The sequence below is a fragment of the Variovorax sp. BGA-UO-ETr-C22 genome, from assembly GCF_059567965.1.
On record NZ_JCAQPA010000009.1, the window covers coordinates 333,348 to 358,694 of the forward strand.

Consider the following 25,347-nt stretch of genomic DNA (forward strand, 5'->3'; position numbering starts at 1 on the left):
TGTTATTTGATGCCGCACCACCGCCGGGTCTGACTACATGCCTCTGGGCACGCTCGATCGCACAGCGCCACCCCTGTTCAACCAGGGGCAATCGGCACTCAGCAAGCTGATCTTCTTCGGCGCGCTCTCGCTCTTCCTCATGGTCGCCGACGCCCGCTTTCACCTCGTGAAGCCGATCCGCTCGGCCATCGGCGCGGTGCTCTATCCGGTGCAGATGGCGGCGCTCAAGCCGGTCATGCTGGTGATGGGCGGCAGCCGCTACTTCGAAGAGCTGCAGACCGCGCAGCGCAACGAAGACGAGGCCCGCAAGGCCCTGATGCTGCAGGCCGAGACCGCCAGCCGCGCCGACACGCTCGCACAAGACAACGCCCGCCTGCGCGAGCTGCTCGAGCTGCGCCAGACCACCACCACGCCGGGCCGCCCGGCCGAGGTGCTGTACGACGCGGCCGACCCCTACACGCGCAAGATCGTCATCGACCAGGGCCTCGCCCAAGGCGTGGCCGCCGGCTCGCCGGTGATCGACGCGCGCGGCGTGCTGGGCCAGGTGACGCAGGTGCTGCCCTTCACGAGCGAGGTCACGCTGGTGATCGACCGCGACCTGGCCATTCCTGTGCAGAACACCCGCACCGGCGTGCGCAGCGTGGCCTTCGGCGACGCCTCGGCGCACGGCGGCGGCATGGAGCTGCGCTTCATGGCGGCCAACGCCGACCTGCAGGAGGGCGACCTGCTGTCCACCAGCGGCGTCGACGGCATCTACCCGGCCGGCCTGCCGGTGGCCAAGATCGAACGCATCGAGCGCCGCGCCGACTCGGCCTTCGCGCGCATCTACTGCGTGCCGCTGGCCCGCGTGACCGCGGCACGCTACGTGCTGGTGCTCGAGCCCTCCGGCGCCCCGGTGGCGCCGCCGCACGTCGAGGCCGCGTCCACCCAGCGCAAGCGCCCCGAAGGCAAGCCGGGCGCCGGCAAGAACGAGAAGAAACCGTCGGGAGCCACGCGATGATCAAGCGCCCCGGCCAGCAGCAGCTGTTGCTGCCCGTCAGCCCCGTCTTCATGTGGACCAGCCTGCTCGTGGCGCTGCTGGTCAACATGATCCCCATCGGCCGCGCCGCCTGGATGCCCGACCTGCTGGCGCTGGTGATCGTGTTCTGGGGCGTGCACCAGCCCGCGCGCGTGGGCATCGGCGCGGCCTTCATGTTCGGCCTGCTCATGGACGTGCACCAGTCGTCGATGCTGGGCCAGCATGCGCTGTCCTACACCACGCTGGGCTTCTTCGCGATCATGATCCACCGGCGCCTGCTGTGGTACCCGGTGCTCTCGCAGGCGCTGCAGGTGCTGCCGCTGTTTGCGCTGTCGCAGTTCATCGAGGTGATCACGCGCATGATCGGCGGTGGCGTGTTCCCGGGCTGGGGCGTGCTGGTCTCGCCGGCGCTCGAGGCGGCGCTGTGGCCGCTGGCCACCGCGCTGCTGCTGGCACCCCAGCGCCGCACGCCCGAACCCGACGAGAACCGCCCCCTCTAGTCATGGTGCCCCCCGGCTTTTCACTTCGCTTCGCTGCGTGTAACTCCACCCCCCGAGGGGGAGGTGCGGCCCGCCTTGGGGCGGCCCGGCGGCGGCCGCCCGTCGCATTTGCCATCGCTCCTGCGCACGCCTAAGCTTCCTGACGCCATGACCGAAATCCGCAACGTTGCCGCCGACCTGGCGCGCTTCAAGCGCCGCGTGATCGTCATCGGCCTGGCGGTGCTGTTCGCCTTCAGCCTGCTGGGCTCGCGGCTGGTCTACCTGCAGGTCGTGCGCCATGCCGACCTGGCCGAGCAGGCCGAGAGCAACCGCACGGCCGTGGTGCCGGTGGTGCCGAACCGGGGGCTCATCCTCGATCGCAACGGCATCGTGCTGGCCTCCAACTACTCGGCCTACACGCTGGAGATCACGCCCTCGAAGGTCGGCGACGTCGAGGAGACCATCAACAGCCTGACCAGCGTGCTCGAGGTGTCGCCGCGCGACCGCCGCCGCTTCAAGCGCCTGCGCGAAGACTCGCGCAGCTTCGACTCCATTCCGATCCGCACCCGCCTGAGCGACGAGGAAGTGGCGCGCTTCGCGGCGCAGCGCTACCGCTTCCCGGGCGTGGAGATCAAGGCGCGCCTGTTCCGCAACTACCCGCAGGGCGAGCTGGCCTCGCACGTGCTGGGCTACATCGGCCGCATCAACCAGCGCGAAAAGACCGCGATGGAAGACTGGGACGAGGAAGACCAGGCCAACTACAAGGGCACCGACTACATCGGCAAGCTGGGCATCGAGCAGAGCTACGAGAAGATGCTGCACGGCCAGACCGGCGTCGAGCAGATGGAAACCTCGGCCGGCGGGCGTGCCGTGCGCCGGCTCGCGAGCCACCCGGCCACGCCGGGCAACACCGTCATGCTGTCGCTGGACATCAAGCTGCAGAAGCTGGTGGAAGACATGTACGGCGACCGGCGCGGTGCGCTCGTGGCCATCGACCCCAAGACCGGCGAGGTGCTGGCTTTCGTGAGCAAGCCCACCTTCGATCCCAACCTCTTCGTCGAAGGCATCGACACCGAGAGCTGGCAGGCGCTCACCGAATCGATCGACAAGCCGCTGCTCAACCGCGCGCTGCGCGGCACCTACCCGCCGGGCTCCACCTACAAGCCCTTCATGGCGCTGGCGGCGCTGCAGACCGGCAAGCGCGCCGCGAGCGTGGTGGTGAACGACCCCGGCTATTTCAACTTCGGCGGCCACCGCTTCGGCAGTCCCGAGGGCTACCTGGGCGGCGTCGACATGCGCCGCTCGATCCAGGTGTCGAGCAACATCTACTACTACTCGCTGGCCAACGAGATGGGCGTGGACCTGATCCACGACTTCATGAAGCCGATGGGCTTCGGCCAGATCACCGGCATCGACCTGGGCGGCGAGGTGCGCGGCGTGCTGCCCAGCACCGAGTGGAAGCGCAACGCCTACAAGCGGCCCGAGCAGAAGAAGTGGTACGCGGGCGAGACCATCTCGCTGGGCATCGGCCAGGGCTACAACGCCTTCACCATGCTGCAGCTGGCGCAGGCCACGGCCATCGTGGCCGACGGCGGCATGAAGCACCGGCCGCACCTGGCGCTGGCGATGCGCAACACGGTCAGCGGGCAGGTCGTGCCGCTGCCCCAGCCGCCGGCCGAGAACCTGGGCTACACGGCGGCCAACGTGGCGGTGATCCGCGAGGGCCTGACCAGCGTGGTCACCAGCGGCACCGCGCGCGGCGTGTTCGCGGGTGCGGGCTACCAGGCGGCCGGCAAGACCGGCACGGCACAGGCCGTGACGCAGGCCAAGAACACCAAGTACAACGCGCGCGCACTCGAAGAACACCAGCGCGACCACGCGCTGTTCATGGCCTACGCACCGGCCAACAACCCGAAGATCGCGCTCGCCGTCATCGTCGAGAACGCCGGCTGGGGTGCGGGCGCCGCGGCGCCGCTGGCGCGCCGCGTGTTCGACTACTGGCTCATGGACCAGTACCCGAGCGAGGCCGACATGGCCGCTGTGCGCATCGGCCGCGCGGGCGCGCCGATGGGCAAGCCGCGCGTGGCCAGCGAGGTGGCTTGGCCCGCGGCGGCCGCGGTGCCGGCACCGGCGGGCGCGGCATCGTCGGCGGCGCCGACGCCCTGAAAGATGCGCCCCTCGGGGCGCACCGTCGCTCAGACCAGGGTCAGACCACCGTCCCGGCGACTTCACCCAGGCCGATGCGCACCGCGCCTTCGCGCTCGCACCAGCCGCGCATCACCAGCGTGTCGCCGTCTTCCAGGAAGGTGCGCTTCTCGCCGTTCGGCAGCGTGACCGGCTGCTTGCCGCCCAGCGTGAGTTCCATCAGCGAGCCGGCCTGGTCGGGCTGCGGGCCCGACAGCGTGCCCGAACCCAGCAGGTCGCCGGGCTGCAGGTTGCAGCCGTTCACCGTGTGGTGCGTGATGAGCTGCGCGGCGGTCCAGTAGGCGGCCTCGGTGGTGTTGCCGAGCGTGAGGCGCACGGGCGCCACGCCGTCGGCGCGCATCTTCGCGGTCTGCAGCAGCACTTCGAGCGTGATGTCGAGCGCGCCGCTGGCGCGGTTCGACGGGGCGTCGAGGTAGGGCAGCGGTTGCGGGTCTTCGGCGGGGCGCTCGAACTTCGCGCGGAACGGCGCCAGCGCTTCGGTCGTCACGATCCAGGGCGACAGCGTGCTGGCGAAGTTCTTCGCCAGGAACGGGCCCAGCGGCTGGTATTCCCAGGCCTGCAGGTCGCGCGCCGACCAGTCGTTGAGCAGGGTCACGCCGAACAGGTGGTCTTCGGCGTCGGCGATGGCGATGGGTTCGCCCAGCGCATTGCCGCGGCCCACGAGGAAGCCCAGCTCCAGTTCGTAGTCCAGCCGCTTCGAGGGGCCGAAGCTCGGCGCCACCGCATCGGGTGCCTTGGTCTGGCCTTGCGGGCGCTTGAAGACCTGGCCGCTCACGCCGATCGACGAGGCGCGGCCGTGGTAGCCGATGGGCACCCACTTGTAGTTGGGCATCAGCGGCTGGTCGGGGCGGAACAGCTTGCCGATGGTGGTGGCGTGGTGGATGCCCGTGTAGAAGTCGGTGTAGTCGCCGATGCGGCAGGGCACGGTCATCTCGGCCTGGGCTTGCGCGAGCAGCGCCTTCGACCACGCGGCCTGCTGGCCGCTGCCTTCGGCCAGGCCGGCGGAGATCGCGGCGCGCAGCGCCTGGCGGTCTTTCACCGAGGCGTTCATCAGCACGTTCATGTCGTCGGTGTCGATGAGGCCGGTGGCGCGCAGGTCGAGGATCTGGTCGCCGATGGCCACGCCGATGCGGAAGGCCTCGCTGCTGCCGGCGGTGCGGAAGCGGCCGAAGGGCAGGTTCTGGATCGGGAAGTCGGTGCCGGCCACGTTGGCGGCGGCGACCCAGCTGCGCAGCTTCGGGTCGTGGGTGGCGTTGAGTGCGGTCATGGAGGTCTTTCGTTGAATCGGATCAGTCTGCGGTCATGCCCGCTTTTTTGGCGACGTCGCCCAGGCGCTTGTATTCGGTGTCGGTGAGCGTGGTGAGCTCCTGCGCGCTCGAGCCGCGCGGCGAGAAGCCGGCCTGCTGCAGCTTGGCCTTCACGTCGGGCATCGCGAGCGCTTCGACGAACGCTTCGTTCAGCGCCTTCACGATCGGCGCCGGCAGCTTTGCCGGGCCATACACGCCGAACCACGGCTCCAGCGCATAGCCCTTGAGGCCCGCTTCGGCCATCGTCGGCACGTCGGGCAGCGAGGGCGAGCGCGTGGAGCCCGCCACGGCCAGCGCGCGCAGCTTGCCGGCCTGGATGTGCGGCAGCGACGCCGGCAGGTTGTCGAACATCACGCCGATGGTGTTGCCCAGCATGTCGGTGATGGCCGGGCCGCTGCCCTTGTAGGCCACGTGCGTGAGCTCGGTGCCGGTCATCTGCGCGAACATCACGCCGGCCAGGTTCATCGAGGTGCCGGCGCCCGCGGTGGCGTAGGGCAGGCCGGGGTTCTTCTTCGCGGCGGCGATGAGCTCGGGCACGGTCTTGATGGCCGAACTTGCGGGCACTTCGAGCACGATGGTCGACATGCCCAGCAGGCTGATGGCCGTGAAGTCCTTGCGCGGATCGAAGGCCATCGACTTGTAGATGTGCGGGTTCAGCGCGTTGGTCGAGATCGCGCCGAAGCCGATCGTGTAGCCGTCGGGCGCGGCCTTGGCCACGGCGTCCATGCCGATGTTGCCGCCCGCGCCGCCGCGGTTGTCGATGAGCACCGGCTGGCCCAGCTTCTCCGACACCTTCTGGCCCACGGTGCGCGCCACCAGGTCGGTGGTGCCGCCGGCCGTATAGGGCACGATGAACTTGATGGGCTTGGACGGAAAGTCGGCCGCGTGCGCCAGCAAGGGCGCGGCCAGCAGCGCGAGGGCCGCGGCGCGGCGGGTGAGGGTGAGAGCGTGCGTCATGCCTTGAATTGGTCCTTGAGACCGGCCCAGCAGTCGGTGTAGTCGGTGTCGAGCGCCGGGCTTTGCAGCGCGAAGTTCGTCGGGATGAAACGGTAGCGGCTCTCGAACATGAAGGCCAGCGTGTTGTCCAGCTTGTGCGGCTTGAGGTCGGCGTGGGTGGCCTTGTCGAAGGCTTCCTCGTCCGGGCCGTGCGGCACCATGCAGTTGTGCAGGCTGGCGCCACCGGGCTTGAAGCCGCCCGGCTTGGCGTCGTACTCGCCCAGCACCAGGCCCATGAACTCGCTCATGAGGTTGCGGTGGAACCAGGGCGGGCGGAAGGTGTTTTCCATCACCATCCAGCGCGGCGGGAAGATCACGAAGTCGCAGTTGGCCGTGCCGGGCGTGTCGCTGGGCGAGGTCAGCACGGTGAAGATCGACGGATCGGGATGGTCGAAGCTGATCGAGCCGATGACCATGAAGTTCGCCGTGTCGTACTTCACCGGCGCGAGGTTGCCGTGCCAGGCGACCACGTTGAAGGGCGACTGTTTGGTCGGTGCGGTCCAGAAGCGGCCGCCGAATTTCTTCACCAGCTCGTAGGCGCCGCCGTCTGCCTCGAAGGCTGCGACGGGCGCCTGGAAGTCGCGGGCATTGGCCAGGCCGTTCGAGCCGATCGGGCCGAGCTCGGGCAGGCGGAAGTGCGCGCCGTAGTTCTCGCACACGTAGCCGCGCGAAAGTCCGTCGGGCAGTGCGACCTTGAAGGCCATGCCGCGCGGCAGCACCACGATTTCGCCGGGCTTGACGTCGAGCACGCCGAGTTCGGTCGTGACGACGAGGCGGCCTTGTTGGGGCATCACCAGCATCTCGCCGTCGGCGTTGACGAAGGCGCGCTGCTCCATCGAACGGCCCGCCAGGTACATCAGCGAGCCGATGCCGACCTGCGACTCGGCATCGCCGTTGGCGGCCAGCGTGTGCATGCCGTCGATGAAGTCGACGTCGGCCGCGCCGTCCAGCGGCAGCGGGCCCCAGCGCATCGGCTCTGGCGGCAGCGCGATCTCGCGGTCGGCGCCGGTGGTCCAGTGCGCCTGCGCGTAGGGCTGGTAGCGGCCCGACACCACCGAGGGCTGGCGGCGGTACAGCCAGGTGCGGCGGTTCTCATGGCGCGGCGCGGTGAAGGCGGTGCCCGAGAGCAGCTCGGTGTACAGGTCGAAGGGGCCGCGCTGCGGGTTGTTGCGGCCTTGGGGCAGCGCACCGGGCACGGCCTCGGAGGCGTACTCGTTGCCGAAGCCGCTCTGGTAGCGCCGTTCGGCGGCGGGTGTTGCTTGGGTCATGGGCTTGTCTTTCGAAAGTCGCGATGAGGTGGGAGCGTGCGGCCGTTCAGCCGGCGCGCGCCGCGTCGAAGGCTTCGCGCAGCACGGCCAGCGAGCCGACGTGGTTGGCCAGCACGAGCACGAGCCGTGCGTTGAAGGCGTGGCTTTCCTCGGTGGAAAGCCCCTGGTGGGCCTCGATGAGCGCCTCGTAGAAATCGTCGGGCGCTTCGAGGTTCGGCGTGGTGATCAGTTGCGGTTGCATCGGGGTCATGCCTTTGCCAGTGCGTGGTCGAGGGCCGCGCGAAGGTTCGCTGCCGTGGGCTGCCGCCAGCGCGCGCACACGTGCTGGTCGGGCCGCAGCAGGTAGACGGTGCCGGGCTGCGCGTCGTAGCGCTGCGTGGCGAGCTCGGCGTCGGCGCCGGTGCCTTCCACGCGCACGACGTGCAGCGCGAGGTCGCTGCTTTTCAGCGCCTGCAGGCTGCGCTCGGCGGCGTCGCCGGTGCCGAACACCAGCGCGGTGAAGCGCGCCACATGGCATTCGCGCAGCAGCCAGCCGGTGCTGCCGTCGGCGCGCCGCACGGGCGCGTCGGCCGCGGCGGCGCCGGGCACCATCGCGCCGGCGAAGGTGTCGGCGTCGGGCGTGTTGAGCGGCGAGTCGCGCAGCACCGTGGCCACCGACAGCCGCCCGCTGTTGACCAGCGAGCGCGCGAAGGCGTGGCGCTTGGTCAGCTCGAGCACCGCGTCGCGGAAGAGGCGGCTCACCTCGCTCTTGGGCGTGATGAAGTCGGTGGCGCGCGTGGAGTTGCGGATGTTCTCGTCGGCCGCGAATTCGCGTTCGCTGGCATAGCTGTCGAGCAGCGCGTCGGGCGCGTCGCCGGCCAGCACGGCCGCGAGCTTCCAGGCGAGGTTGTCGGCGTCCTGCACGCCCGAGTTGGCGCCGCGCGCGCCGAAGGGCGACACGCCGTGCGCCGAGTCGCCCGCGAACAGCACGCGGCCATGGCGGAAGCGCTCCATGCGCTGGCAGGCGAAGGTGTAGACGCTGGCCCAGCCGATCTGGAACTGCACGCCTTCGAAGCCGATGCTGTCCAGCAGCGCGCGCACGCGCGGCGTGATGCGCTCGGGCTTGCGTTCTTCCACCGGGTCGGCGTCCCAGCCGAGCTGGAAGTCGACGCGCCACATGCCGTCGGCCTGCTTGTGCAGCAGCACGCTCTGGCCGGGGTGGAACGAGGGGTCGAACCAGAAGCGGCGCTCGGTGGGCAGCTGCGCGTCCATCGTGATGTCGGCGATCAGGAAGCGGTCGCGGAACACGCGGCCCTTGGCTTCCTGCCCCAGCATCTGGCGCAGGTTGGAGCGCGAGCCGTCGCAGGCGGCGACGTAGCCGGCCTGCAGGCGGTACTCGCCCTCGGGCGTCTCCACGGTCAGCACCGCGCCGTCGTCGCCTTGCTCGATGCCGGTGACCTTGTTGTTCCAGCGCAGGTCGATCAGCGGCAGCGCCGCGGCGCGTTCGACGAGGTAGCCCTCGACGTAGTACTGTTGCAGGTTGATGAAGGCCGGGCGCTCGTGGCCGGGCTCGGGCAGCAGGTCGAAGCGGTAGACCTGCTCGTCATGGAAGAACACCTTGCCGACGTTCCACGACACGCCCTTGTCCACCATGCGGTCGCCGCAGCCGAGGCGGTCGAACACCTCGAGCGTGCGCTTGGCGAAGCAGATCGCGCGCGATCCGCTGGACAGGCTGTTGTCGTTGTCGAGCAGCACCACGGGCACCTGCCGCAGGGCGAGGTCGATGGCGAGCGTGAGGCCCACCGGGCCGGCACCCACGACCACCACGGGGTGGCGGGCGGGCGCGGCGGCGTCCTGGTCGGCGTGGCGGGTGTAGTCGAAGCGCAGGCTTTGATAGTCGATCACGTGATGTCTCCGTGTCCTTGTCGTTTCCGTCGCCTTCCCCGCGCGGGGGAAGGTCGCGGCGCGATCAGCCTTCCAGGGCCTTCCACATGTCGATGTCGCGCTGGGCCGTCCACACGCGCGGGTCGGCGTGGCCCGAGGCCTCGTCGTAGGCGCGGCTCACGTCGAAGGGCATGCAGTGGTCGAAGATGACCCACTGCTTGTACTTGGGCTGCAGCTTCGCGTAGGTTTCCTTGTAGACCGCGTTCAGGTCGCGCCCGGCCTTCACGCCTTCCTGCACGCTGGCGTACACGTCGGAGATGAAGGCGCGCGTGCCGTTCAGGCCCTCGGCCACGGCTTCGGGCGTGGTCAGCGCGGCGCCGCGGCCCGGCACCAGGGCCAGGGGCTTCAGGGCGGCGATGTTGTCCAGCGTCTGCGGCCAGTCCTGGAAGTAGGCGTCGCCCGCGTACGGCGTGGCGCCGAACTCGACCAGGTCGCCCGACAGCAGCGCGCGCTCCTGCGGCAGCCAGACGACCGTGTCGCCCTTGGTGTGGCCGCGGCCCAGCTGCAGCAGCTGCACTTCGAGCTTGCCCAGCCACAGCGTCATCTTGCCGGTGAAGGTCATGGTGGGCCAGGTCAGGCCCGGGGGCACGGTCTCGACGTTCTGGAACAGGCGCGGGAAGCGGCCGATTTCGCTGGCCTTGTCTTCCTCGCCGCGCTCCACGATCAGGTCGCGCGTGTCCTGGCTGGCCAGGATGTGTTCGGCGCCGTAGCCTGCCGCGCCCAGCACGCGCACCGCGTGGTAGTGGGTGAGCACCACGTACTTGATGGGCTTGTCGGTCACTTCGCGGATGCGGCGCACCACGTCGGCGGCCATGGCGGGCGTGGCCTGGGTGTCGGCCACCAGCACGCAGTCGTCGCCGATGATGATCCCGGTGTTCGGGTCGCCCTCGGCCGTGTAGGCCCAGGCGTGCTCCGAGATCTGGCTGAAGGTGATCTTCTTTTCTTCCAGGTCGGCCTGGCTGGCGAATTTCTTGGCTTGGCTCATCGTGTGTCTCCGGTGGGGTGGTTTTGGGATTCGCCTGATTCGTTTAAGGCGAACGAGTTTGCAGATAACGAATGCGCGGAGTGTAAGCCCGAGATCAGTTCATGTCTAATGCCTTCTTCATGAACGAACAACCAGACGGCAAGGCGGCCATGGCAGCGACTGACACCGACCGCGCCCAGCGCGGCATCCAGAGCATCGAAGTCGGCGGGCAGCTGCTGCGCGCGCTGGTGCACCACGGCCGCCCGATGGCGCTCAAAGACCTTGCCCGCGAAGCGGACATGACGGCCGCCAAGGCCCACCCGTACATGGTGAGCTTCGGCCGGCTGGGCCTCATCGAGCAGGACCGCGCCAGCGGCCACTATCTGCTCGGCCCGCTGGCCTTGCAACTGGGGCTGATCAGCCTGCAGCAGGCCGACCCGGTGCACATCGCCACGCCGCTGATCGGCCAGCTCGCGCAGCAGATCGGCCACACCGTGGCACTGGCCGTGTGGGGCGCGCGCGGCGCGACCATCGTGCGCACGGCCGAGTCGCCCTCGCCGGTGCACGTGAACATGCGCCACGGCACGGTGTTCTCGCTCACCAACACGGCCTCGGGCCGCGTGTTTGCCGCCTACCTCGACCCGGCGGTGGTGCGCGCGCAGCTCGAGGACGAGCGCCAGCGCCAGAAGCAGCGCAAGGGCGCCGCCGAGCCCGCGCCGCCGGCCGGCATGCCGCCGGTGCAGCCGCTGCCCTCGTGGAGCGACTTCGAGCGCCAGTGCCAGGAAGTGCGCGACCACGGCATCAGCCGCTCCGACGGCGAGGTGATCGAGGGCGTGAGCGCCATGGCCGCGCCCGTGTTCGACCACACCGGCGCCATCGTGCTGGCCGTGACCGCCATCGGCCCGGCCGGCATCTTCCACACCGCCTGGGACGGCGAGATCGCGCGCGCGCTCAAGGCCTGCGCGGGCACGGTGTCGCAGCGCCTGGGCGCGAGCGCCACCGGCGCCGTGGTGCCCTCCGTTTCCGATCGATGACCCTGTTTTCTTCCGCCTTGTCTTCCACGTCTTCTTCTTCCTCCGACGACCTCGCGCTGCGCATTGACCGCACCGTGGCGCTGCTGCGCGGCGCGCGGCGCATCGTGGTCTTTTCGGGCGCGGGGCTGTCCAAGGCCTCGGGCATCCCGACCTACCGCGACGCCGACGGCCTGTGGATGAGCCAGAACGCGCTCAAGTTCTCGCATGCCGAGGACCTCGCGCGCGACCCGGGCGGCTTCACGAAGTTCTGGGCCCAGCGCCTGGCGCTGATCGAGACCGCATCGCCCAACCCCGGCCACCTCGCGCTCGCACAGCTGCAGCGGCTGCGCCCCGCGACCCGGCTCATCACGCAGAACGTCGACGGCCTGCTCGGCAAGGCCGGCGGCCAGGATGTGCTGGAGCTGCACGGCTCGCTGCGCCGCTGGCGCTGCGACCACTGCGGCAACCGCAGCGGCCCGTGGCCCTTCCACCGCTGCCTGCGCTGCGGTTCGCACGCGCGGCCCGACGTGGTCATGTTCGGCGAGATGCTGAACGCCGGCGTGCTGCTCGACGCCCAGGTGGCGGCGCAGGAGTCCGACCTGTTCCTGGTGGTCGGCAGCACCACCATCGTCTACCCGGCGGCCGAGCTGCCCAAGCTGGCGATGGCACGGGGGGCGCGGCTGGTCACGCTGAACATCGAGCCGCTGCCGCACCTGGACGATGCGGCGGCGGTGGTGTTGCGGGGGGCGTCGGAAGACCTGTTGCCGAAGTTGGTCGCCGGGATGGCCGGCGACTGAAGCGCTAGCCGGCCCGCATCTTCTCGCGCAGCACGCGCCAGCGCGCGAGGCTTTCGGCGGGCCAGTAGTCCTTGCGGTCGTAGTACTCGTGCACCGCCGCTGCGCCGGCCGGCAGCACCACCCACGGCTGCTTGGACATCGTGAAGATGTGCAGATCCGGCGGCAGCCGGTCGGGCGTGTCGAGCGTGCCCACGCGGATGAAGCTCACGGCGTCGCCGGCGCCGGCGTAGTGGCTCCACAGCGCGACATGGCAGGCCGGGCAGCGTGCGTATTTCTGGCCGCGTCCGCTGGCCGAGGGCGTGAGCACGAGATCGACCGCGCCCTGCAGCACCTGCACGTGTTCCGGTTCGATGAGCGCGTTGAGCGCGAAGGACGAGCCCGTCTCGCGCTGGCACCAGCGGCAGTGGCAGCAGTGCACGAAGAGCGGCGGGGCGTTCAGGCGGTAGCGCACCTGCCGGCAGGTGCAGCCGCCTTCCAGCGGCACGAAGGCGTCGGCCATGGCGGTGGTCGACGGGCGCTCAGCCCTTCTTGCCACCCAGCAGCACCAGCGCGCCGCCCACCACGATCGCCGCCACGCCGGCCCAGGCCGGGATGTTGATGGTCTGTTTTTCCTTCACCGAGAACTCCAGCGGGCCCAGCTTGGCCTGATGCGTTTCCTTGGTGAAGCTGAAGCCGCCCAGGCCGAGCCCGGCGATGCCGGCCACGACCAGCAGGATGCCGACGATGCGCGTTGCGTTCATGGGACGGGTCTCCTCAGGGTTGGTTGGAAGGAAGAGAGAGCAGGTCGCCGGCCGTTCAGCGCCGCGGCGCGGCCGTGCGCGGCTGCGGCGGCTCCTGCTGCTGCAACTGGTCGACCCATTGCACGACCTCGGCCATGGCCGCGTCGCTCGCCGCGATGAGCGCCTTCACGCCGCCGGGCGCGTCGGCGCTGGCGGCGGGGCGGCGCACGGTGAAGGTCCGCTGGCCCATCACGCGGTCGCCGCCGGTGGCGGTGCGGACCAGCGTGGCGCGCAGGCGCACCAGGCCCGTGCTGCTGGCGGGCGCATCGAAGTAGTGGCTGAACTCGTCGAGCGAGATGCGCAGCGTGTCGGGCACGATGCCCTCGGTGCGCGCGAGCGTCGCGCTTTCTTCGGGGCCGAGCACGGTGCGGCGCTCGGCCAGCGTGTCGCGCAGCCGCTGGCGCAGCAGCTGCGCGGGCGGCAGGCTCCAGCGCGACTGGCCGTAGGGGCGCAGCTCGTTGGCGTCGGCGTAGCCCAGGCGGTACAGGATCTGCGTGCCGTCCAGGCGCGTGTTGCTGTCGAACTCCGCGAGGGACAGCGCCGGCAGCGCGGTGGCCGGCGCGGCAGCGGCGGCAGGTGCGGCGGCCGAAAGACCGGGGCCGAAGTCGTACAGCGTGGCGCGCGCCGGCTTGTCGGGCAGCATGCCGCAGCCGGCGACCAGCAGCACGCAGCCGAGGCTGGCGAGGGCGGGGAGGGTGTTCTTCATGCGCATGGTGTGTCTGCTCCCGGTCAGTGGCGTGCGGCGGGCGCAACGAAGCCGGGCTCGCCCGGGCCCGCGGCCGCGCCGCCGTTGCCGAACAGCAGCGATTGCGGGTTGTCGTTGATGCTGTCGGCCGCGCGGCCCAGGCGGCGCACCGCGTGGGCGGTGTCGTCGGCCACGCGGTTCACGCGCGGCAGGGTGGCGGCGTTGAACGAATCGACCGCCTGCGCCAACGCCTTGGTGCCCTCGCTCAGGCGCTCGACCGGGCCGTCGGGTGCGTTGAGCTTGCCCACGGTCGAGTTGAAATTGTTGGCCACGCGCGAGACGTCGCCGGCCGCCTTCTTCACCGTCGACAGCGTCTCGGGCATGGCGGCCAGCGTCGGGTTCAGGCCGGTCTTGACGGTGTTGTCGAGCTGCTTGAGCAGCGTGTTGGCGCTGGCCGAGGCGGCCGCGATGTTCTCCAGCGCGTCGGCCACGCGCTTCTGGTTGGCGTCGGCCAGCAGCGCGTTGGCGCGCTTGGTCACTTCTTCCACCTGGTCGATGATTTCCTCGCCGCGGTCCTGCAGCTTCGCGAGCATCGAGGGCTTGAGCGGAATGCGCGGCGGGTTGTCGTTGTTCGGCTTGAGCGCGACGGTCGATTCGCCCTCGTCGTCCAGCGCGATGAAGGCCAGGCCGGTCACGCCCTGGTAGCTCAGCGTGGCGAAGCTGGAGGTGGTGAGCGGCACGCGCTCGTCGACCGTGATGCGCACGCGCACGTTGCCCTTGGTTTTTGGGTCGAAGTCGATCGAGGTCACCTTGCCGACCGAGATGCCGCGGTAGCGCACCTGGGCCTGCGGCTGCAGGCCGCTCACGGCGTCGCGGGTGGAGAGTTCGTACACGTTGCGCACGGTGTTGTCGCGCGTGAACCAGACCACCAGCGCGACGAGCGCGGCGATCAGGCCGAGCACGAAGGCGCCGGCGGCGAGGGCATGGGCCTTGTTTTCCATGAGGGGACCTACCTTTCGTCAGCGCGCGCGGCCTCGGGCCGCGGCGCGGATGGTTGTTTGCCGGCGGCGGGCTTGTCGTGCAGCGCCTCCAGGGCGCGCTGGCCGCGCCCGCCGAGAAAGTATTCGTGGATGAAGGGATGCGGGTAGGCGATGACTTCGCGCGCCGTGCCGCTCACGATCACCTTCTGGTCGGCCAGCACCGCGATGCGGGTGCTCAGGTCGAACAGGGTGTCCAGGTCGTGCGTGACCATCACGACCGTCAGGCCCAGCTCGCGGTGCAGGCCGCGCAGCAGGTCGCAGAAACTGTCGGAGGCCTCGGGGTCGAGGCCGGCCGTGGGTTCGTCGAGCAGCAGCAGCGGCGGGTCCATGATGAGCGCGCGCGCCAGCGCCACGCGCTTGATCATGCCGCCCGACAGGTCCGACGGGCTCTTGTTCGCATGCTGCGGCTCCAGCCCCACCATCTGCAGCTTCACGAGTGCGGCGTTGCGGATCAGCTCGTCGGGCAGCAGCTTGAGTTCGCGCAGCGGGAAGGCGATGTTCTCCAGCACGCTGAAGGCCGAGAACAGCGCCCCGTGCTGGAACAGCATGCCCACGTTGGCCGCGCCGGCCGCGCTGAGTTCGCCCGGCGCCCGGCCCAGCACCTCGACCGCGCCCTTCGTGGGCTTCTGCAGCCCGAGGATCTGGCGCAGCAGCACCGTCTTGCCGGTGCCCGAGCCGCCGACCAGCGACAGCACCTCGCCGCGGTCAAGGTGCAGGTCGAGGTCGCGGTGCACCACCTGTTCGCCATCGGGGCTCTTGAACACGGTCCAGAGCTTGCGGATGTCGACCACGGTGTTCGACGGGGACGTCACGGCGGCGTTCATCCGCGGAATCCTATGCCCTTGAAGAGCACTGCGAAGAGCGCATCGACCAGGATCACGGCGGTGATCGAGGTCACGACCGACGACGTGGTGCCGCGCCCCAGGCTCTCGGTGTTGGGCTTGACCTTCATGCCGAAGTAGCAGCCGATCAGCGCGATCAGCACGCCGAACACCGCCGACTTCGCCAGGGCCAGCCAGAGGTTGGAGATGGGCACCGCGCGCGGCAAGGCCGACAGGAAATACGACGGCGAGATGCCCAGCGCCGCATCGGCCGCGAGCATGCCGCCGGCCAGCGCCGCCATCGAGGTCCACAGGCTGATCAGCGGCATCGCGATGGCCAGCGCCAGCACGCGCGGCATCACGAGACGGAAGCCGTGCGGGATGCCCATCACGCGCATCGCGTCGAGCTCTTCGGTGACGCGCATCACGCCGATCTGCGCCGTGATCGCCGAGCCCGAGCGGCCCGCGATCAGCACGGCGGCCAGCACCGGCCCGAGCTCGCGGATCAGCGACAGCCCGAGGATGTTCACCACGAAGGCCTCGGCGCCGTAGTTGCGCAGCTGCTGGGAGATCAGGTACGCCAGCACCACGCCGATCAAGAGGCCGACCAGCGCCGTGATGTGCAGCGCCGTGGCGCCGAACTGATAGAGGTGGCCCGAGAAGTCGCGCCACGGCGCGCGGTGCGGCGCGCGCGCCAGCGTGCACAGGTCGAGCGCGAGCTGGCCGATGAGGCCCACGAAGTCGTGCAGCACGACCATCGCGCGCGGGCCGTGGTGGGCCAGTGCGTGCAGCCGGTCGCTCAGCGATTTGGGCGGCTCGTCGGGCGTGGCCACCGTGAACTTCGCCACCTGGTCGAGCACCGCCTGGTGCTGCGGCGACAGCTCGATCGTGGCCGGCCAGGCCTGGCGCCAGTGCTCCCACAGCAGCTGGGCGCCGATGTGGTCGAGCTGGCCGATGGGGCGCAGGTCCCAGGCCCGGTCGTCCGCGGGCGGCAGCGCCGCGAGGTCCCTGGCCAACGCCTCCCAGGCCGGGCGCGTCGACATCGCCAGCGTGGTCCAGCAACCGCTGGCCACGGCCCAGGTGCGGCCGTCCACGTCCTGCGTCTGCGCGCGCGGCGGCGCGAAGGCGTCGTCGGTGGCGGGGGCGTCAGCGGGCGACGGGGTGGGCGACATGGGCAAAGGTGCGGGACAAAACGTAAACAAAGGTCCAAGCGAGAGCGCGCATCGTAACCGCGTGCATCCGGGGCTTGTGTGCGTCTGGCCCTTCGTTTGCGTAGGGCCAGACGCCGTTTTTTTCAGCCAATCTTCAGCTCCAGGCCCGGGCCAGCGCATCCCAGGCGCTGGCGATCACGGGCTCGTCGCGCCGCGCGGCCAGCGAGACGAAACGCAGCGCGCAATCCAGCCGCACGCGGTCGGCCAGCACGAGGCCGTGGGCCTGGCTTTCGCGGATGGCGATCGAGTCGCGCACCAGGCTCAGGCCCACGCCCGACTTCAGCAGGTCGAGCATCGAGGCCTCCTGGTCGACCAGCGCCACGCGCCGGGGCGCCAGGCCGAGCGGGCCGAACACGCGTTCCAGCAAACGGTGGTGCGCCGACTCGGGTGGCGTGGCCAGCCAGGGCAGGGCGGCCAGCGCCTTCCAGTCGCGCCCCAGCACCTGCGGGCCCCAGCCGGCCGGCGCGACCACGCGGTAGCTGAAGCGGGTGAGGGTGCGCACCGCGAGCGGCGCCGGCGCGGCGTCGTCGGATTCATCGCCGGGGTCGAGGTGAAAGCCCACGTCGAGCTCGCCGCGCAGCACCTGCGCCAGCACGCTGCCGCTCATGCCGTGGCGCAGCTCGGTCTCGATCTGCGGCGCGGCCTCGACCAGCTCGCGCAGGAACACGCCCAGCCGCGTGAACTCGGGGTCGAGGATGGTGCCGATGCGCAGCGCCCCGCGCACCGTGACCTGCAGGTTGCGCGCGGCCTGCTGCAGGTCGCCCACGGCTGCCAGCACGCGCTCGGCCTGCGGCAGCATGGCCGCGCCGTCGGCCGTGAGCGCCAGCCCGTGGGGCGTGCGGGTGAACAGCACCAGCCCGGTTTCTTCCGCGAAACGCTTGAGCTGCAGGCTCACCGCAGGCTGCGTCAGGTGCAGCTTCTCGGCGGCGCGCGAGACGTTGCCCTCGCGCGCCGCCAGGATGAAGGCGCGCAGAATCTGGAGGTCCATCGATGACGTAGTCATATAAGACTGATTTATAGCGCCTTCGACGCGAATTCATTGGCTTTCTCTTTGTGGATTGGGCCAAATTGCCTTCAGGAGACCCGCACATGTCCATCAGCACCCGAAATATCGATCACCACATCGCCGGCGCCCCCGCCGCCAACACCTCCGGCCGCACGCAGGACGTGACCAACCCCGCCACCGGCGCCGTCACCGGCAAGGTCGGCCTGGCCGACGCCGCGCAGGTGGGGGCCGCCGTGGCCGCTGCCCAAGCCGCGTTCCCGGCCTGGGCCGACACGCCGCCGATCCGCCGGGCGCGCGTGATGTTCAAGTTCCTGGAGCTGCTCAACCAGCACAAGGACGAGCTCGCCCACCTCATCACCGCCGAGCACGGCAAGGTCTTCACCGACGCGCAGGGCGAAGTGAGCCGCGGCATCGACATCGTCGAGTTCGCCTGCGGCATTCCGCAGCTGCTCAAGGGCGACTTCACCGACCAGGTGAGCACCGGCATCGACAACTGGACGCTGCGCCAGCCGCTGGGTGTGGTGGCCGGCATCACGCCCTTCAACTTCCCGGTGATGGTGCCGATGTGGATGTTCCCGGTGGCCATTGCCGCGGGCAACACCTTCGTGCTCAAGCCCAGCCCGACCGACCCGAGCCCGTCGCTGCTGATGGCCGAGCTGCTCAAGAAGGCCGGCCTGCCCGACGGCGTGTTCAACGTGGTGCAGGGCGACAAGGCCGCGGTCGACGCGCTGCTGGAGCACCCCGACGTCAAGGCCGTGAGCTTCGTGGGCTCCACGCCCATTGCCAACTACATCTACGAGACCGGCGCACGCCACGGCAAGCGCGTGCAGGCGCTGGGCGGCGCGAAGAACCACATGGTCGTCATGCCCGACGCCGACATCGACCAGGCCGTGGACGCGCTGATCGGCGCCGGCTACGGCTCGGCCGGCGAGCGCTGCATGGCGATCAGCGTCGCGGTGCTGGTGGGCGACGTGGCCGACCGGCTGCTGCCCAAGCTCATCGAGCGCACGAAGACGCTGAAGGTGCTCGATGGCGAGAACCTCGCGGCCGAGATGGGCCCGATCGTCACGCGCGCCGCGCACGAGCGCATCACCGGCTACATCGCGCAGGGCGAGAAGGAAGGCGCGAAGCTGCTGGTCGACGGCCGCAGCTTCGACGGCAACAAGGCTGGCGAAGGTTGCGGCGACGGCTTCTGGATGGGCGGCACGCTGTTCGACCACGTCACGCCCGAGATGCGCATCTACAAGGAAGAAATCTTCGGCCCCGTGCTGGGCTGCCTGCGCGTCGCGACCTTCAAGGAAGCCGTCGACCTCATCAACGCGCACGAGTTCGGCAACGGCGTGAGCTGCTTCACGCGCGACGGCAACGTGGCGCGCGAGTTCGGCCGCCGCATCCAGGTCGGCATGGTCGGCATCAACGTGCCGATCCCGGTGCCGATGGCCTGGCACGGCTTCGGCGGCTGGAAGAAGAGCCTGTTCGGCGACATGCACGCGTATGGCGAAGAGGGCGTGCGCTTCTATACGAAGCAGAAGTCGATCATGCAGCGCTGGCCCGAGAGCATCGGCAAGGGCGCAGAGTTCGTGATGCCCACGGCGAAGTAAAGGTAAAAGGGGGCGCCGCACGCGCGGCGCTTCGCATCCGAAGAACAACGAGAGACAAAAGCCAGCCGCCATGAGCGACACCACCTTCGACTACATCATCATCGGCGCCGGCACCGCCGGCTCGCTCATCGCCAACCGCCTGAGCGCCGACAAGACCAAGCGCGTGCTGCTCATCGAGGCCGGCCGCAAGGACGACTACCACTGGATCCACATTCCGGTGGGCTACCTGTATTGCATCGGCAACCCGCGCACCGACTGGCTCTACAACACCGAGCCCGACGCGGGCCTGAACGGCCGCACGCTGCGCTATCCGCGCGGCAAGACGCTGGGCGGCTGCTCCAGCATCAACGGCATGATCTACATGCGCGGCCAGTCGCGCGACTACGAGCACTGGGCTGAACTCACGGGCGACGAGGGCTGGCGCTGGGAAAACGTGCTGCCGGCCTTTCGCAAGCACGAAGACTTCTACCTCGGCGCCGACGAGATGCACGGCGCGGGCGGCGAATGGCGCGTCGAGAAACAGCGGCTGCGCTGGGACATCCTCGATGCGTTCGCCGATGCGGCCGTGCAGGCCGGCGTGCCGCACACCGCCGACTTCAACCGCGGCAGCAACGAAGGCGTGGGCTACTTCCAGGTCAACCAGAAGAACGGCTGGCGCTGGAACACCGCCAAGGCCTTCCTGCGGCCCACCTGCTACGGCCGCCCCAACTTCGAACTGTGGACCGGCGCGCAGGTGTCGCGCCTGCTGTTCGAGACGCTGCCCGACGGCACGAAACGCTGCACCGGGGCGCAGGTGTGGGACGGCACCGAGATGACCACGGCGCACGCCGAGTGCGAAGTGATCCTCAGCGCGGGTGCCATCGGCTCGCCGCAGATCCTGCAGCTGTCGGGCGTCGGCCCGGCCGATCTGCTGCGCCAGCACGGCATCGAGGTGGCGCTGGACGCGCCCGGCGTCGGCGCCAACCTGCAGGACCACCTGCAGATCCGCGCGGTCTACAAGATCGAAGGCGCGCCCACGCTCAACGTGCTGGCCTCGTCGCTGGTCGGCAAGGCGAAGATCGGCCTCGAATACCTGCTCAAGCGCAGCGGCCCGATGAGCATGGCGCCATCGCAGCTCGGCGCCTTCACGCGCAGCTCGCCCGACCGCGCGTGGCCCAACATCCAGTACCACGTGCAGCCGCTGTCGCTCGACGCCTTCGGCGAGCCGCTGCACAGCTTTCCGGCCTTCACCGCGAGCGTGTGCAACCTGAACCCGACGAGCCGGGGCACGGTGCGCATCAAGAGCGCGCGTTTCGAAGACGCGCCCGCCATCGCGCCCAACTACCTGAGCACCGAGGAAGACCGCAAGGTCGCGGCCGATTCGCTGCGCGTGACGCGCCGCATTGCGCAGCAGCCCGCGCTCGCGAAGTACAAGCCGCAGGAGTGGAAGCCCGGCGTGCAGTACCAGACCGACGACGACCTCGCGCGGCTGGCCGGCGACATCGCCACGACCATCTTCCATCCGGTCGGCACCACGAAGATGGGCGCCGACGGCGACCCGATGGCGGTGCTCGATGCGCGCCTGCGCGTGCGCGGCGTGCGCGGCCTGCGCGTGGTCGATGCGGGCGCGATGCCCACCATCACGAGCGGCAACACCAACAGCCCGACGCTGATGATGGCGGAGAAGGCGGCGGGCTGGATCCTGGAAGACAACCGCAACCGCTGAGGCGGCTCAGCGGCGCGGCTTGGCGCTGCGCTGGGTGTCAGCCGCCAGGCGCGCCTTCGCGCCTTCGAGCATGAGGTCCACGCCGACCTCGAACATCGCATCGGGGCCGGCCTTGCGGTAGCTGGCGAAGGCCTCGGCCAGCAGCGGGCGCGAGGCCGCGGCGGCATCGAGCGCCTGCTGCCGGATTTCCGCATCGGGCGGTGCCGCCTGCTCCTCCAGCCCACGGCGCAGGGCTGGCCGGCGCCGTGCTCTATCTGTTGTGCCTGCCGGTGATGCTGCGCAGGTCGCCGGCGGCGGGGGGCTAGCTCTCGAAGAACGCCAGCTTGCGCGCGCGGGGCAGCGCCTTGAGCGCGATCTCCGCCCGCAGCGCGGCGCCCTTGTCGGGGTACTGGCGCGCCGCCAGCACGCGCTGGGGCGGACGCGCGCGCGTGAACTTGGCGCCCAGTCCGAAGACATGCTGGAAGAAGCGCTGCTCCACGTCGAGCGCGATGCCCGCGTAGTACACGCCGCCTTCGCATTCCAGCAGGTAGAGCCAATAGGGTGGGGGCGGCGAGGGGGCGGGCGGTTTTCGGGGCACGCGCGCATTGTGCGGGCAGGCGCTTATCGTGCGTTGAAGGAAGGTGTCACCACGAAGTTCGTTCGCAAAACGCACCAAGTCCTTCCAATTTTTCGCTAGGCAAGGGCGCGGGTTTCGCACATATTGGCCCGTTCCTGCTGTCGCATTTCTTCTTCTGTCCTTCCTTCTCCCTGGAGCGTCCATGCCAGAAGCCCAGACCCCCGTGTCCCTTCCCGCCGAGGTTGACCAACTGCTGCATCGCCTGGGCGTGCCCCGCACCGCCCACACCCGCGGCGACCTCACGGTGCGCTCGCCGGTCAGCGGCGAGGTGATCGCGCAGGTGCCGCAGACCACGGCCGTGGAAGCCACCGGCGCCATCGGCCGCGCCCACGAGGCCTTCAAGGCCTGGCGCCTGGTGCCGGCGCCGCGCCGAGGCGAGCTGGTGCGCCTGCTGGGCGAAGAGCTGCGTGCCGCCAAGCGCGACCTGGGCCGCCTCGTCACGCTGGAGGCCGGCAAGATCCCGTCCGAGGGCGCGGGCGAGGTGCAGGAAATGATCGACATCTGCGACTTCGCGGTCGGCCTCTCGCGCCAGCTCTACGGCCTCACGCTGGCCACCGAACGCGCCGAGCACCGGATGATGGAAACCTGGCATCCGCTGGGCGTGTGCGGCGTGATCTCTGCCTTCAACTTTCCCGTGGCCGTGTGGTCGTGGAACGCGGCGCTCGCGCTGGTGTGCGGCGATCCGGTGGTGTGGAAGCCGTCCGAGAAAACACCGCTCACCGCGCTGGCCGTGCACGCCATCGCGCAGCGCGCCATCGAACGCTTCGGCGACGCGCCCGAAGGCCTGCTCGGCCTGCTGCTGGGCCCGCGCGACATCGGCGAGGTGCTGGTGGACGACCCCCGCGTGCCGATCCTCTCGGCCACCGGCTCCACGGCGATGGGCCGGCAGGTCGGTCCGAAACTGGCGGCGCGCTTCGCCCGCGCGATCCTCGAACTGGGCGGCAACAACGCCGCCATCGTCACGCCCTCGGCCGACCTGGACCTCACGCTGCGCGGCATCGCCTTCGCGGCCATGGGCACGGCGGGCCAGCGCTGCACCACGCTGCGGCGCCTGTTCGTGCACGAGAGCGTGTACGACCAGCTCGTGCCCAAGCTCGTGAAGGTCTACGGCAACGTGCAGGTGGGCGACCCGCGCGAGGCCGGCACGCTGGTCGGTCCGCTGATCGACCGCGCCGCCTTCGACGGCATGCAGAAGGCCCTGAACGAAAGCCGCGAGACCGGCGCCACGGTGCACGGCGGCCAGCGCGTCGAGGGCATCGGCACGCAGGACGCGTTCTATGTGCGCCCCGCGCTGGTCGAACTGACGTCGCACGCCGGCCCGGTGCTGCGCGAGACCTTCGCGCCCATCCTCTATGTGGTGCGCTACAGCTCGCTCGACGAAGCCATCGAATGGCACAACGCCGTCGGCGCGGGCCTGTCGTCGTCGATCTTCACGCTCAATGTGCGCGAGGCCGAGCGCTTCATGTCCAGCGCAGGTTCGGACTGCGGCATCGCCAACGTCAACATCGGCCCGAGCGGCGCCGAGATCGGCGGCGCCTTCGGTGGCGAGAAGGAAACCGGCGGCGGGCGCGAAGCGGGCTCGGACAGCTGGAAGGCCTACATGCGCCGCGCGACCAACACCATCAACTACTCGACGGCATTGCCCTTGGCTCAAGGCGTGACCTTCGACATCGGCGACTGAACAACCCCGGCCCGTGGTGCCTGCCGCGCGGCATTTCGCCGCAGCGGCCAGGCAGCGGCCGCACCTATCCCCCCAGAAAAACCACCAGGAGACAGCAAAGATGAAGATGCAACTGAAGACCCTCGCCACCGCCGTGCTGCTTGCGCTCGCCTTCGGCACCACCGCCACCGCGCAGCAGGCGCCCACGGGCGGCACGCTCGACAAGATCAAGGCGAGCGGCAAGGTCGTGCTCGGCGTGCGCGAAGCCTCGCCGCCCATGGCCTACATGCTGGGTGCGGGCGAGAAGTACGTGGGCTACCACGTCGAACTCTGCGAGCGCGTGCTGAAGGACATCACGCCCAACGCCAAGCTCGAGTACATGGCCGTGACCGCGCAGAACACCATCCCGCTGGTGCAGAACGGCACGCTGGACATCGGCTGCGGCCCCACCACCAACAACACCGCGCGCCAGCAGCAGGTGGCCTTCGCGCTCACCACGTACGTGAGCGAAGTGCGCATGGCGACCAAGGTCGACTCGGGCATCACCACGCTCGACCAGCTCGCGGGCCGTAACGTGTCGGCCTCGACCGGCACCACCGCCGTGCAGCTGCTGCGCAAGCGCGAGCGCGCACAGAACGTCTCGTACAACACGATGCTCGGCAAGGACCACCTGGAGAGCTTCCTCCTCATGGAGTCGGGCCGCGCCGATGCCTTCGTGCTCGACGACAACCTGCTCGCCGGCATCATCGCGAACTCGAAGAACCCCACGGCCTACCGCATCACCGGCGAGGCGCTGGGCTCCGAGCCGATCGCGCTGCTGTTCCGCAAGGACGACCCGGCCTTCAAGGCGGCGGTGGACGATTCGCTGCGCAAGCTCATGAAGAGCGGCGAGCTCGAGAAGATCTACACCAAGTGGTTCGTGGCCGCGATCCCGCCGAAGAACACCAGCCTCAATCTGCCGATGAGCCCCGCGCTCAAGCAGCTGATCCTCGAACCCAACGACAAGCCACTGGAAGCCTACGCCAAGTGACAGACGCCGCCGTGTTCTCGCCGGCGCAACGCGTGCGCGCCATCCACGTCTCGGAGATCCTGCGCATCACCGATCATGCGCAGGCGCTCAAGCGCGCCGGCCGCCCGGTGATCGTGCTGGGCGCGGGCGAGCCCGACTTCGACACGCCCGAGAACATCCGGCATGCGGCCTCTCAGGCCATTGCGCGCGGCGACACGCGCTACACGGTGCTCGACGGCAGCCCGGCGATGAAGGCGGCGGTGCAGCTGAAGTTCAAGCGCGACAACGCGCTGGACTTCGCGCTCGACGAGATCAGCGTGAGCGCGGGCGCCAAGCAGGTGATCTTCAATGCGCTGATGGCGAGCCTGAACCCGGGCGACGAGGTGATCCTGCCCGCGCCGTACTGGACCTCGTACGCCGACATCGTGCAGATCTGCGGCGGCGTGCCGGTGTCGGTGGCGTGCGGTGAGGAGAACGGCTTTCGCCTGACCGCGACGCAGCTGCAGGCGGTCATCACGCCGCGCACGCGCTGGCTGTTTCTCAACTCGCCGTCGAACCCGAGCGGCGCGGCCTACAGCGCGGCCCAACTGAAGCCGATCACCGACGTGCTGCTCGATCACCCCCACGTCTGGGTGCTGGCGGACGACATCTACGAACACATCCTCTACGACGGCCTCGCGTTCGCAACGCCGGTGGCGGTGGAGCCGCGCTTGCGCGAACGCACGTTGACGGTGAACGGCGTGTCGAAGGCTTACGCGATGACCGGCTGGCGCGTCGGCTACGGCGCAGGACCGCGCCCGCTGATCGCCGCGATGGCCGTGGTGCAGAGCCAGTCGACCTCGTGCCCGTCGTCGGTGAGCCAGGCCGCGGCGATCGAGGCGCTCACCGGCCCGCAGGGCATCGTGGCCGAGCGCTGCGCATCCTTTCAACAGCGCCGCGACTTCGTCGTGGCCGCGCTCAACCGCACGCCGGGCCTGCATTGCCGCGTGCCCGAGGGCGCCTTCTACACCTTCGCAAGCTGCGCCGGCGTGCTCGGCAAGCGCACCGCCAGCGGCGCGCTGCTGCAGACCGACAGCGACTTCTGCCGCTACCTGCTGCAGGAATTCGAGGTGGCGGTGGTGCCGGGCAGCGTGTTCGGGCTCGCGCCGTATTTCCGCATCTCGTATGCGACGTCGATGGCGCAGCTCGAAGAGGCGTGCGCGCGCATCGCCGCCGCCTGCGCCGCGCTTTCCTGACCTTTCCTC

General features: G+C 69.8%; 24 protein-coding genes. 10 read left to right on the forward strand and 14 right to left on the reverse strand.

From position 1 onward, the window contains the following. The first annotated feature begins 37 nt into the window (after positions 1–37). From mreC to mrdA, 3 genes are all read left to right on the forward strand, one after another. Complete coding sequence (gene mreC / locus AC57B8_RS11150; protein ID WP_062472719.1) at positions 38–1,000, forward strand: rod shape-determining protein MreC; 963 nt, start codon at positions 38–40, stop codon at positions 998–1,000. Beyond that, positions 997–1,518 carry a rod shape-determining protein MreD gene (gene mreD, locus AC57B8_RS11155; protein ID WP_062472721.1) on the forward strand — a complete coding sequence of 174 codons (522 nt, stop codon included), beginning with the start codon at positions 997–999 and terminating at the stop codon, positions 1,516–1,518. Before mreC ends, mreD begins: the two co-directional genes overlap by 4 nt. Positions 1,519–1,665: 147 nt before the next feature. After that, a complete protein-coding gene (mrdA, locus tag AC57B8_RS11160; protein ID WP_062472723.1) occupies positions 1,666–3,663 on the forward strand; it encodes a penicillin-binding protein 2 in 1,998 nt (665 codons plus the stop codon). A gap of 40 nt (positions 3,664–3,703) precedes the next feature. Here mrdA and fahA read toward each other — a convergent pair whose 3' ends face one another. The 6 genes from fahA to AC57B8_RS11190 form a co-directional block, all read right to left on the reverse strand. Continuing rightward, positions 3,704–4,969, reverse strand: a complete 1,266-nt coding sequence (gene fahA / locus AC57B8_RS11165; protein ID WP_496479636.1) for a fumarylacetoacetase — start codon at positions 4,967–4,969, stop codon at positions 3,704–3,706. A 22-nt stretch (positions 4,970–4,991) separates the two neighbouring features. Then, positions 4,992–5,966 carry a Bug family tripartite tricarboxylate transporter substrate binding protein gene (locus AC57B8_RS11170; RefSeq protein ID WP_307589465.1) on the reverse strand — a complete coding sequence of 325 codons (975 nt, stop codon included), beginning with the start codon at positions 5,964–5,966 and terminating at the stop codon, positions 4,992–4,994. Beyond that, positions 5,963–7,273 (reverse strand): homogentisate 1,2-dioxygenase, encoded by a 1,311-nt coding sequence (hmgA, locus tag AC57B8_RS11175; RefSeq protein ID WP_139703990.1) that lies wholly within the window; start codon positions 7,271–7,273, stop codon positions 5,963–5,965. Before hmgA ends, AC57B8_RS11170 begins: the two co-directional genes overlap by 4 nt. 46 nt (positions 7,274–7,319) lie before the next feature. Next, positions 7,320–7,514: a DUF2783 domain-containing protein gene (locus AC57B8_RS11180; protein ID WP_062472729.1), complete on the reverse strand. Its 195-nt coding sequence runs from the start codon at positions 7,512–7,514 to the stop codon at positions 7,320–7,322. Between the two features lie 5 nt (positions 7,515–7,519). Further along, positions 7,520–9,157: an FAD-dependent monooxygenase gene (locus AC57B8_RS11185; RefSeq protein WP_493195512.1), complete on the reverse strand. Its 1,638-nt coding sequence runs from the start codon at positions 9,155–9,157 to the stop codon at positions 7,520–7,522. Positions 9,158–9,221: 64 nt separating this feature from the next. Next, a complete protein-coding gene (locus AC57B8_RS11190) occupies positions 9,222–10,181 on the reverse strand; it encodes an MBL fold metallo-hydrolase (RefSeq protein ID WP_159278856.1) in 960 nt (319 codons plus the stop codon). 149 nt (positions 10,182–10,330) lie between these two features. On the opposite strand from AC57B8_RS11190, the gene AC57B8_RS11195 reads away from it, so the two are divergent. Beyond that, on the forward strand, positions 10,331–11,194 hold the full coding sequence (locus tag AC57B8_RS11195) for an IclR family transcriptional regulator (protein ID WP_062472735.1): 864 nt from the start codon (positions 10,331–10,333) through the stop codon (positions 11,192–11,194). Next, positions 11,191–11,970 (forward strand): SIR2 family NAD-dependent protein deacylase, encoded by a 780-nt coding sequence (locus tag AC57B8_RS11200; protein ID WP_496479637.1) that lies wholly within the window; start codon positions 11,191–11,193, stop codon positions 11,968–11,970. Before AC57B8_RS11195 ends, AC57B8_RS11200 begins: the two co-directional genes overlap by 4 nt. 4 nt (positions 11,971–11,974) lie before the next feature. Here AC57B8_RS11200 and AC57B8_RS11205 read toward each other — a convergent pair whose 3' ends face one another. The 7 genes from AC57B8_RS11205 to AC57B8_RS11235 all read right to left on the reverse strand — a co-directional run bounded on the left by AC57B8_RS11205 (position 11,975) and on the right by AC57B8_RS11235 (position 17,509). Next, positions 11,975–12,469 (reverse strand): GFA family protein, encoded by a 495-nt coding sequence (locus tag AC57B8_RS11205; RefSeq protein WP_496479638.1) that lies wholly within the window; start codon positions 12,467–12,469, stop codon positions 11,975–11,977. Positions 12,470–12,488: 19 nt separating this feature from the next. Next, complete coding sequence (locus AC57B8_RS11210) at positions 12,489–12,710, reverse strand: hypothetical protein (RefSeq protein ID WP_070063477.1); 222 nt, start codon at positions 12,708–12,710, stop codon at positions 12,489–12,491. A gap of 55 nt (positions 12,711–12,765) precedes the next feature. Further along, positions 12,766–13,455, reverse strand: coding sequence for an ABC-type transport auxiliary lipoprotein family protein (locus AC57B8_RS11215; RefSeq protein ID WP_235926907.1), 690 nt, complete (start codon positions 13,453–13,455; stop codon positions 12,766–12,768). A gap of 23 nt (positions 13,456–13,478) precedes the next feature. Further along, positions 13,479–14,435, reverse strand: coding sequence for an MlaD family protein (locus AC57B8_RS11220; protein WP_159278852.1), 957 nt, complete (start codon positions 14,433–14,435; stop codon positions 13,479–13,481). Positions 14,436–14,443: 8 nt separating this feature from the next. Then, positions 14,444–15,298, reverse strand: a complete 855-nt coding sequence (locus tag AC57B8_RS11225) for an ABC transporter ATP-binding protein (protein WP_496479639.1) — start codon at positions 15,296–15,298, stop codon at positions 14,444–14,446. Next, entirely contained in the window at positions 15,295–16,467 is a 1,173-nt protein-coding gene (locus AC57B8_RS11230; RefSeq protein WP_496479640.1) for an MlaE family ABC transporter permease, read from the reverse strand. The genes AC57B8_RS11225 and AC57B8_RS11230 overlap by 4 nt, the downstream gene beginning before the upstream one ends. 133 nt (positions 16,468–16,600) lie before the next feature. Then, a complete protein-coding gene (locus AC57B8_RS11235; protein WP_070063473.1) occupies positions 16,601–17,509 on the reverse strand; it encodes a LysR family transcriptional regulator in 909 nt (302 codons plus the stop codon). 86 nt (positions 17,510–17,595) lie between these two features. Here AC57B8_RS11235 and AC57B8_RS11240 point away from each other — a divergent pair, with 86 nt between their 5' ends. Together AC57B8_RS11240 and AC57B8_RS11245 are read left to right on the forward strand one after the other, a co-directional pair. Then, the gene (locus tag AC57B8_RS11240) at positions 17,596–19,113 is read left to right on the forward strand and encodes a CoA-acylating methylmalonate-semialdehyde dehydrogenase (RefSeq protein WP_496479641.1); all 1,518 of its coding nucleotides are present in this window, start codon (positions 17,596–17,598) and stop codon (positions 19,111–19,113) included. A 70-nt stretch (positions 19,114–19,183) separates the two neighbouring features. Next, entirely contained in the window at positions 19,184–20,818 is a 1,635-nt protein-coding gene (locus AC57B8_RS11245) for a GMC family oxidoreductase (RefSeq protein WP_496479642.1), read from the forward strand. Between the two features lie 301 nt (positions 20,819–21,119). Here the strand turns inward: AC57B8_RS11245 and AC57B8_RS11250 are convergent, their stop codons facing one another. Next, complete coding sequence (locus AC57B8_RS11250; RefSeq protein WP_496479643.1) at positions 21,120–21,395, reverse strand: GIY-YIG nuclease family protein; 276 nt, start codon at positions 21,393–21,395, stop codon at positions 21,120–21,122. 181 nt (positions 21,396–21,576) lie between these two features. Here AC57B8_RS11250 and amaB point away from each other — a divergent pair, with 181 nt between their 5' ends. The 3 genes from amaB (at position 21,577) to AC57B8_RS11265 (ending at position 25,338) form a co-directional block, all read left to right on the forward strand. After that, on the forward strand, positions 21,577–23,115 hold the full coding sequence (gene amaB, locus AC57B8_RS11255) for an L-piperidine-6-carboxylate dehydrogenase (RefSeq protein WP_496479644.1): 1,539 nt from the start codon (positions 21,577–21,579) through the stop codon (positions 23,113–23,115). Positions 23,116–23,215: 100 nt separating this feature from the next. Next, positions 23,216–24,124 (forward strand): amino acid ABC transporter substrate-binding protein, encoded by a 909-nt coding sequence (locus tag AC57B8_RS11260; RefSeq protein ID WP_496479645.1) that lies wholly within the window; start codon positions 23,216–23,218, stop codon positions 24,122–24,124. Next, entirely contained in the window at positions 24,121–25,338 is a 1,218-nt protein-coding gene (locus AC57B8_RS11265) for a pyridoxal phosphate-dependent aminotransferase (protein ID WP_496479646.1), read from the forward strand. The genes AC57B8_RS11260 and AC57B8_RS11265 overlap by 4 nt, the downstream gene beginning before the upstream one ends. Positions 25,339–25,347 lie beyond the last annotated feature (9 nt).

What these genes read in the sequence shown, in the direction of transcription:
- AC57B8_RS11170 (WP_307589465.1), bottom strand. Translation starts at nt 5,966, where the DNA reads ATGACGCACGCTCTCACCCTCACCCGCCGCGCCGCGGCCCTCGCGCTG.
- AC57B8_RS11205 (WP_496479638.1), bottom strand. Translation starts at nt 12,469, where the DNA reads ATGGCCGACGCCTTCGTGCCGCTGGAAGGCGGCTGCACCTGCCGGCAG.
- AC57B8_RS11235 (WP_070063473.1), bottom strand. Translation starts at nt 17,509, where the DNA reads ATGACTACGTCATCGATGGACCTCCAGATTCTGCGCGCCTTCATCCTG.
- AC57B8_RS11240 (WP_496479641.1), top strand. Translation starts at nt 17,596, where the DNA reads ATGTCCATCAGCACCCGAAATATCGATCACCACATCGCCGGCGCCCCC.
- AC57B8_RS11225 (WP_496479639.1), bottom strand. Translation starts at nt 15,298, where the DNA reads ATGAACGCCGCCGTGACGTCCCCGTCGAACACCGTGGTCGACATCCGC.
- AC57B8_RS11190 (WP_159278856.1), bottom strand. Translation starts at nt 10,181, where the DNA reads ATGAGCCAAGCCAAGAAATTCGCCAGCCAGGCCGACCTGGAAGAAAAG.
- AC57B8_RS11220 (WP_159278852.1), bottom strand. Translation starts at nt 14,435, where the DNA reads ATGGAAAACAAGGCCCATGCCCTCGCCGCCGGCGCCTTCGTGCTCGGC.
- amaB (WP_496479644.1), top strand. Translation starts at nt 21,577, where the DNA reads ATGCCAGAAGCCCAGACCCCCGTGTCCCTTCCCGCCGAGGTTGACCAA.
- AC57B8_RS11180 (WP_062472729.1), bottom strand. Translation starts at nt 7,514, where the DNA reads ATGCAACCGCAACTGATCACCACGCCGAACCTCGAAGCGCCCGACGAT.
- AC57B8_RS11195 (WP_062472735.1), top strand. Translation starts at nt 10,331, where the DNA reads ATGGCAGCGACTGACACCGACCGCGCCCAGCGCGGCATCCAGAGCATC.
- hmgA (WP_139703990.1), bottom strand. Translation starts at nt 7,273, where the DNA reads ATGACCCAAGCAACACCCGCCGCCGAACGGCGCTACCAGAGCGGCTTC.
- mreD (WP_062472721.1), top strand. Translation starts at nt 997, where the DNA reads ATGATCAAGCGCCCCGGCCAGCAGCAGCTGTTGCTGCCCGTCAGCCCC.
- AC57B8_RS11245 (WP_496479642.1), top strand. Translation starts at nt 19,184, where the DNA reads ATGAGCGACACCACCTTCGACTACATCATCATCGGCGCCGGCACCGCC.
- AC57B8_RS11200 (WP_496479637.1), top strand. Translation starts at nt 11,191, where the DNA reads ATGACCCTGTTTTCTTCCGCCTTGTCTTCCACGTCTTCTTCTTCCTCC.
- mreC (WP_062472719.1), top strand. Translation starts at nt 38, where the DNA reads ATGCCTCTGGGCACGCTCGATCGCACAGCGCCACCCCTGTTCAACCAG.
- fahA (WP_496479636.1), bottom strand. Translation starts at nt 4,969, where the DNA reads ATGACCGCACTCAACGCCACCCACGACCCGAAGCTGCGCAGCTGGGTC.
- AC57B8_RS11260 (WP_496479645.1), top strand. Translation starts at nt 23,216, where the DNA reads ATGAAGATGCAACTGAAGACCCTCGCCACCGCCGTGCTGCTTGCGCTC.
- AC57B8_RS11210 (WP_070063477.1), bottom strand. Translation starts at nt 12,710, where the DNA reads ATGAACGCAACGCGCATCGTCGGCATCCTGCTGGTCGTGGCCGGCATC.
- AC57B8_RS11215 (WP_235926907.1), bottom strand. Translation starts at nt 13,455, where the DNA reads ATGAAGAACACCCTCCCCGCCCTCGCCAGCCTCGGCTGCGTGCTGCTG.
- mrdA (WP_062472723.1), top strand. Translation starts at nt 1,666, where the DNA reads ATGACCGAAATCCGCAACGTTGCCGCCGACCTGGCGCGCTTCAAGCGC.
- AC57B8_RS11230 (WP_496479640.1), bottom strand. Translation starts at nt 16,467, where the DNA reads ATGTCGCCCACCCCGTCGCCCGCTGACGCCCCCGCCACCGACGACGCC.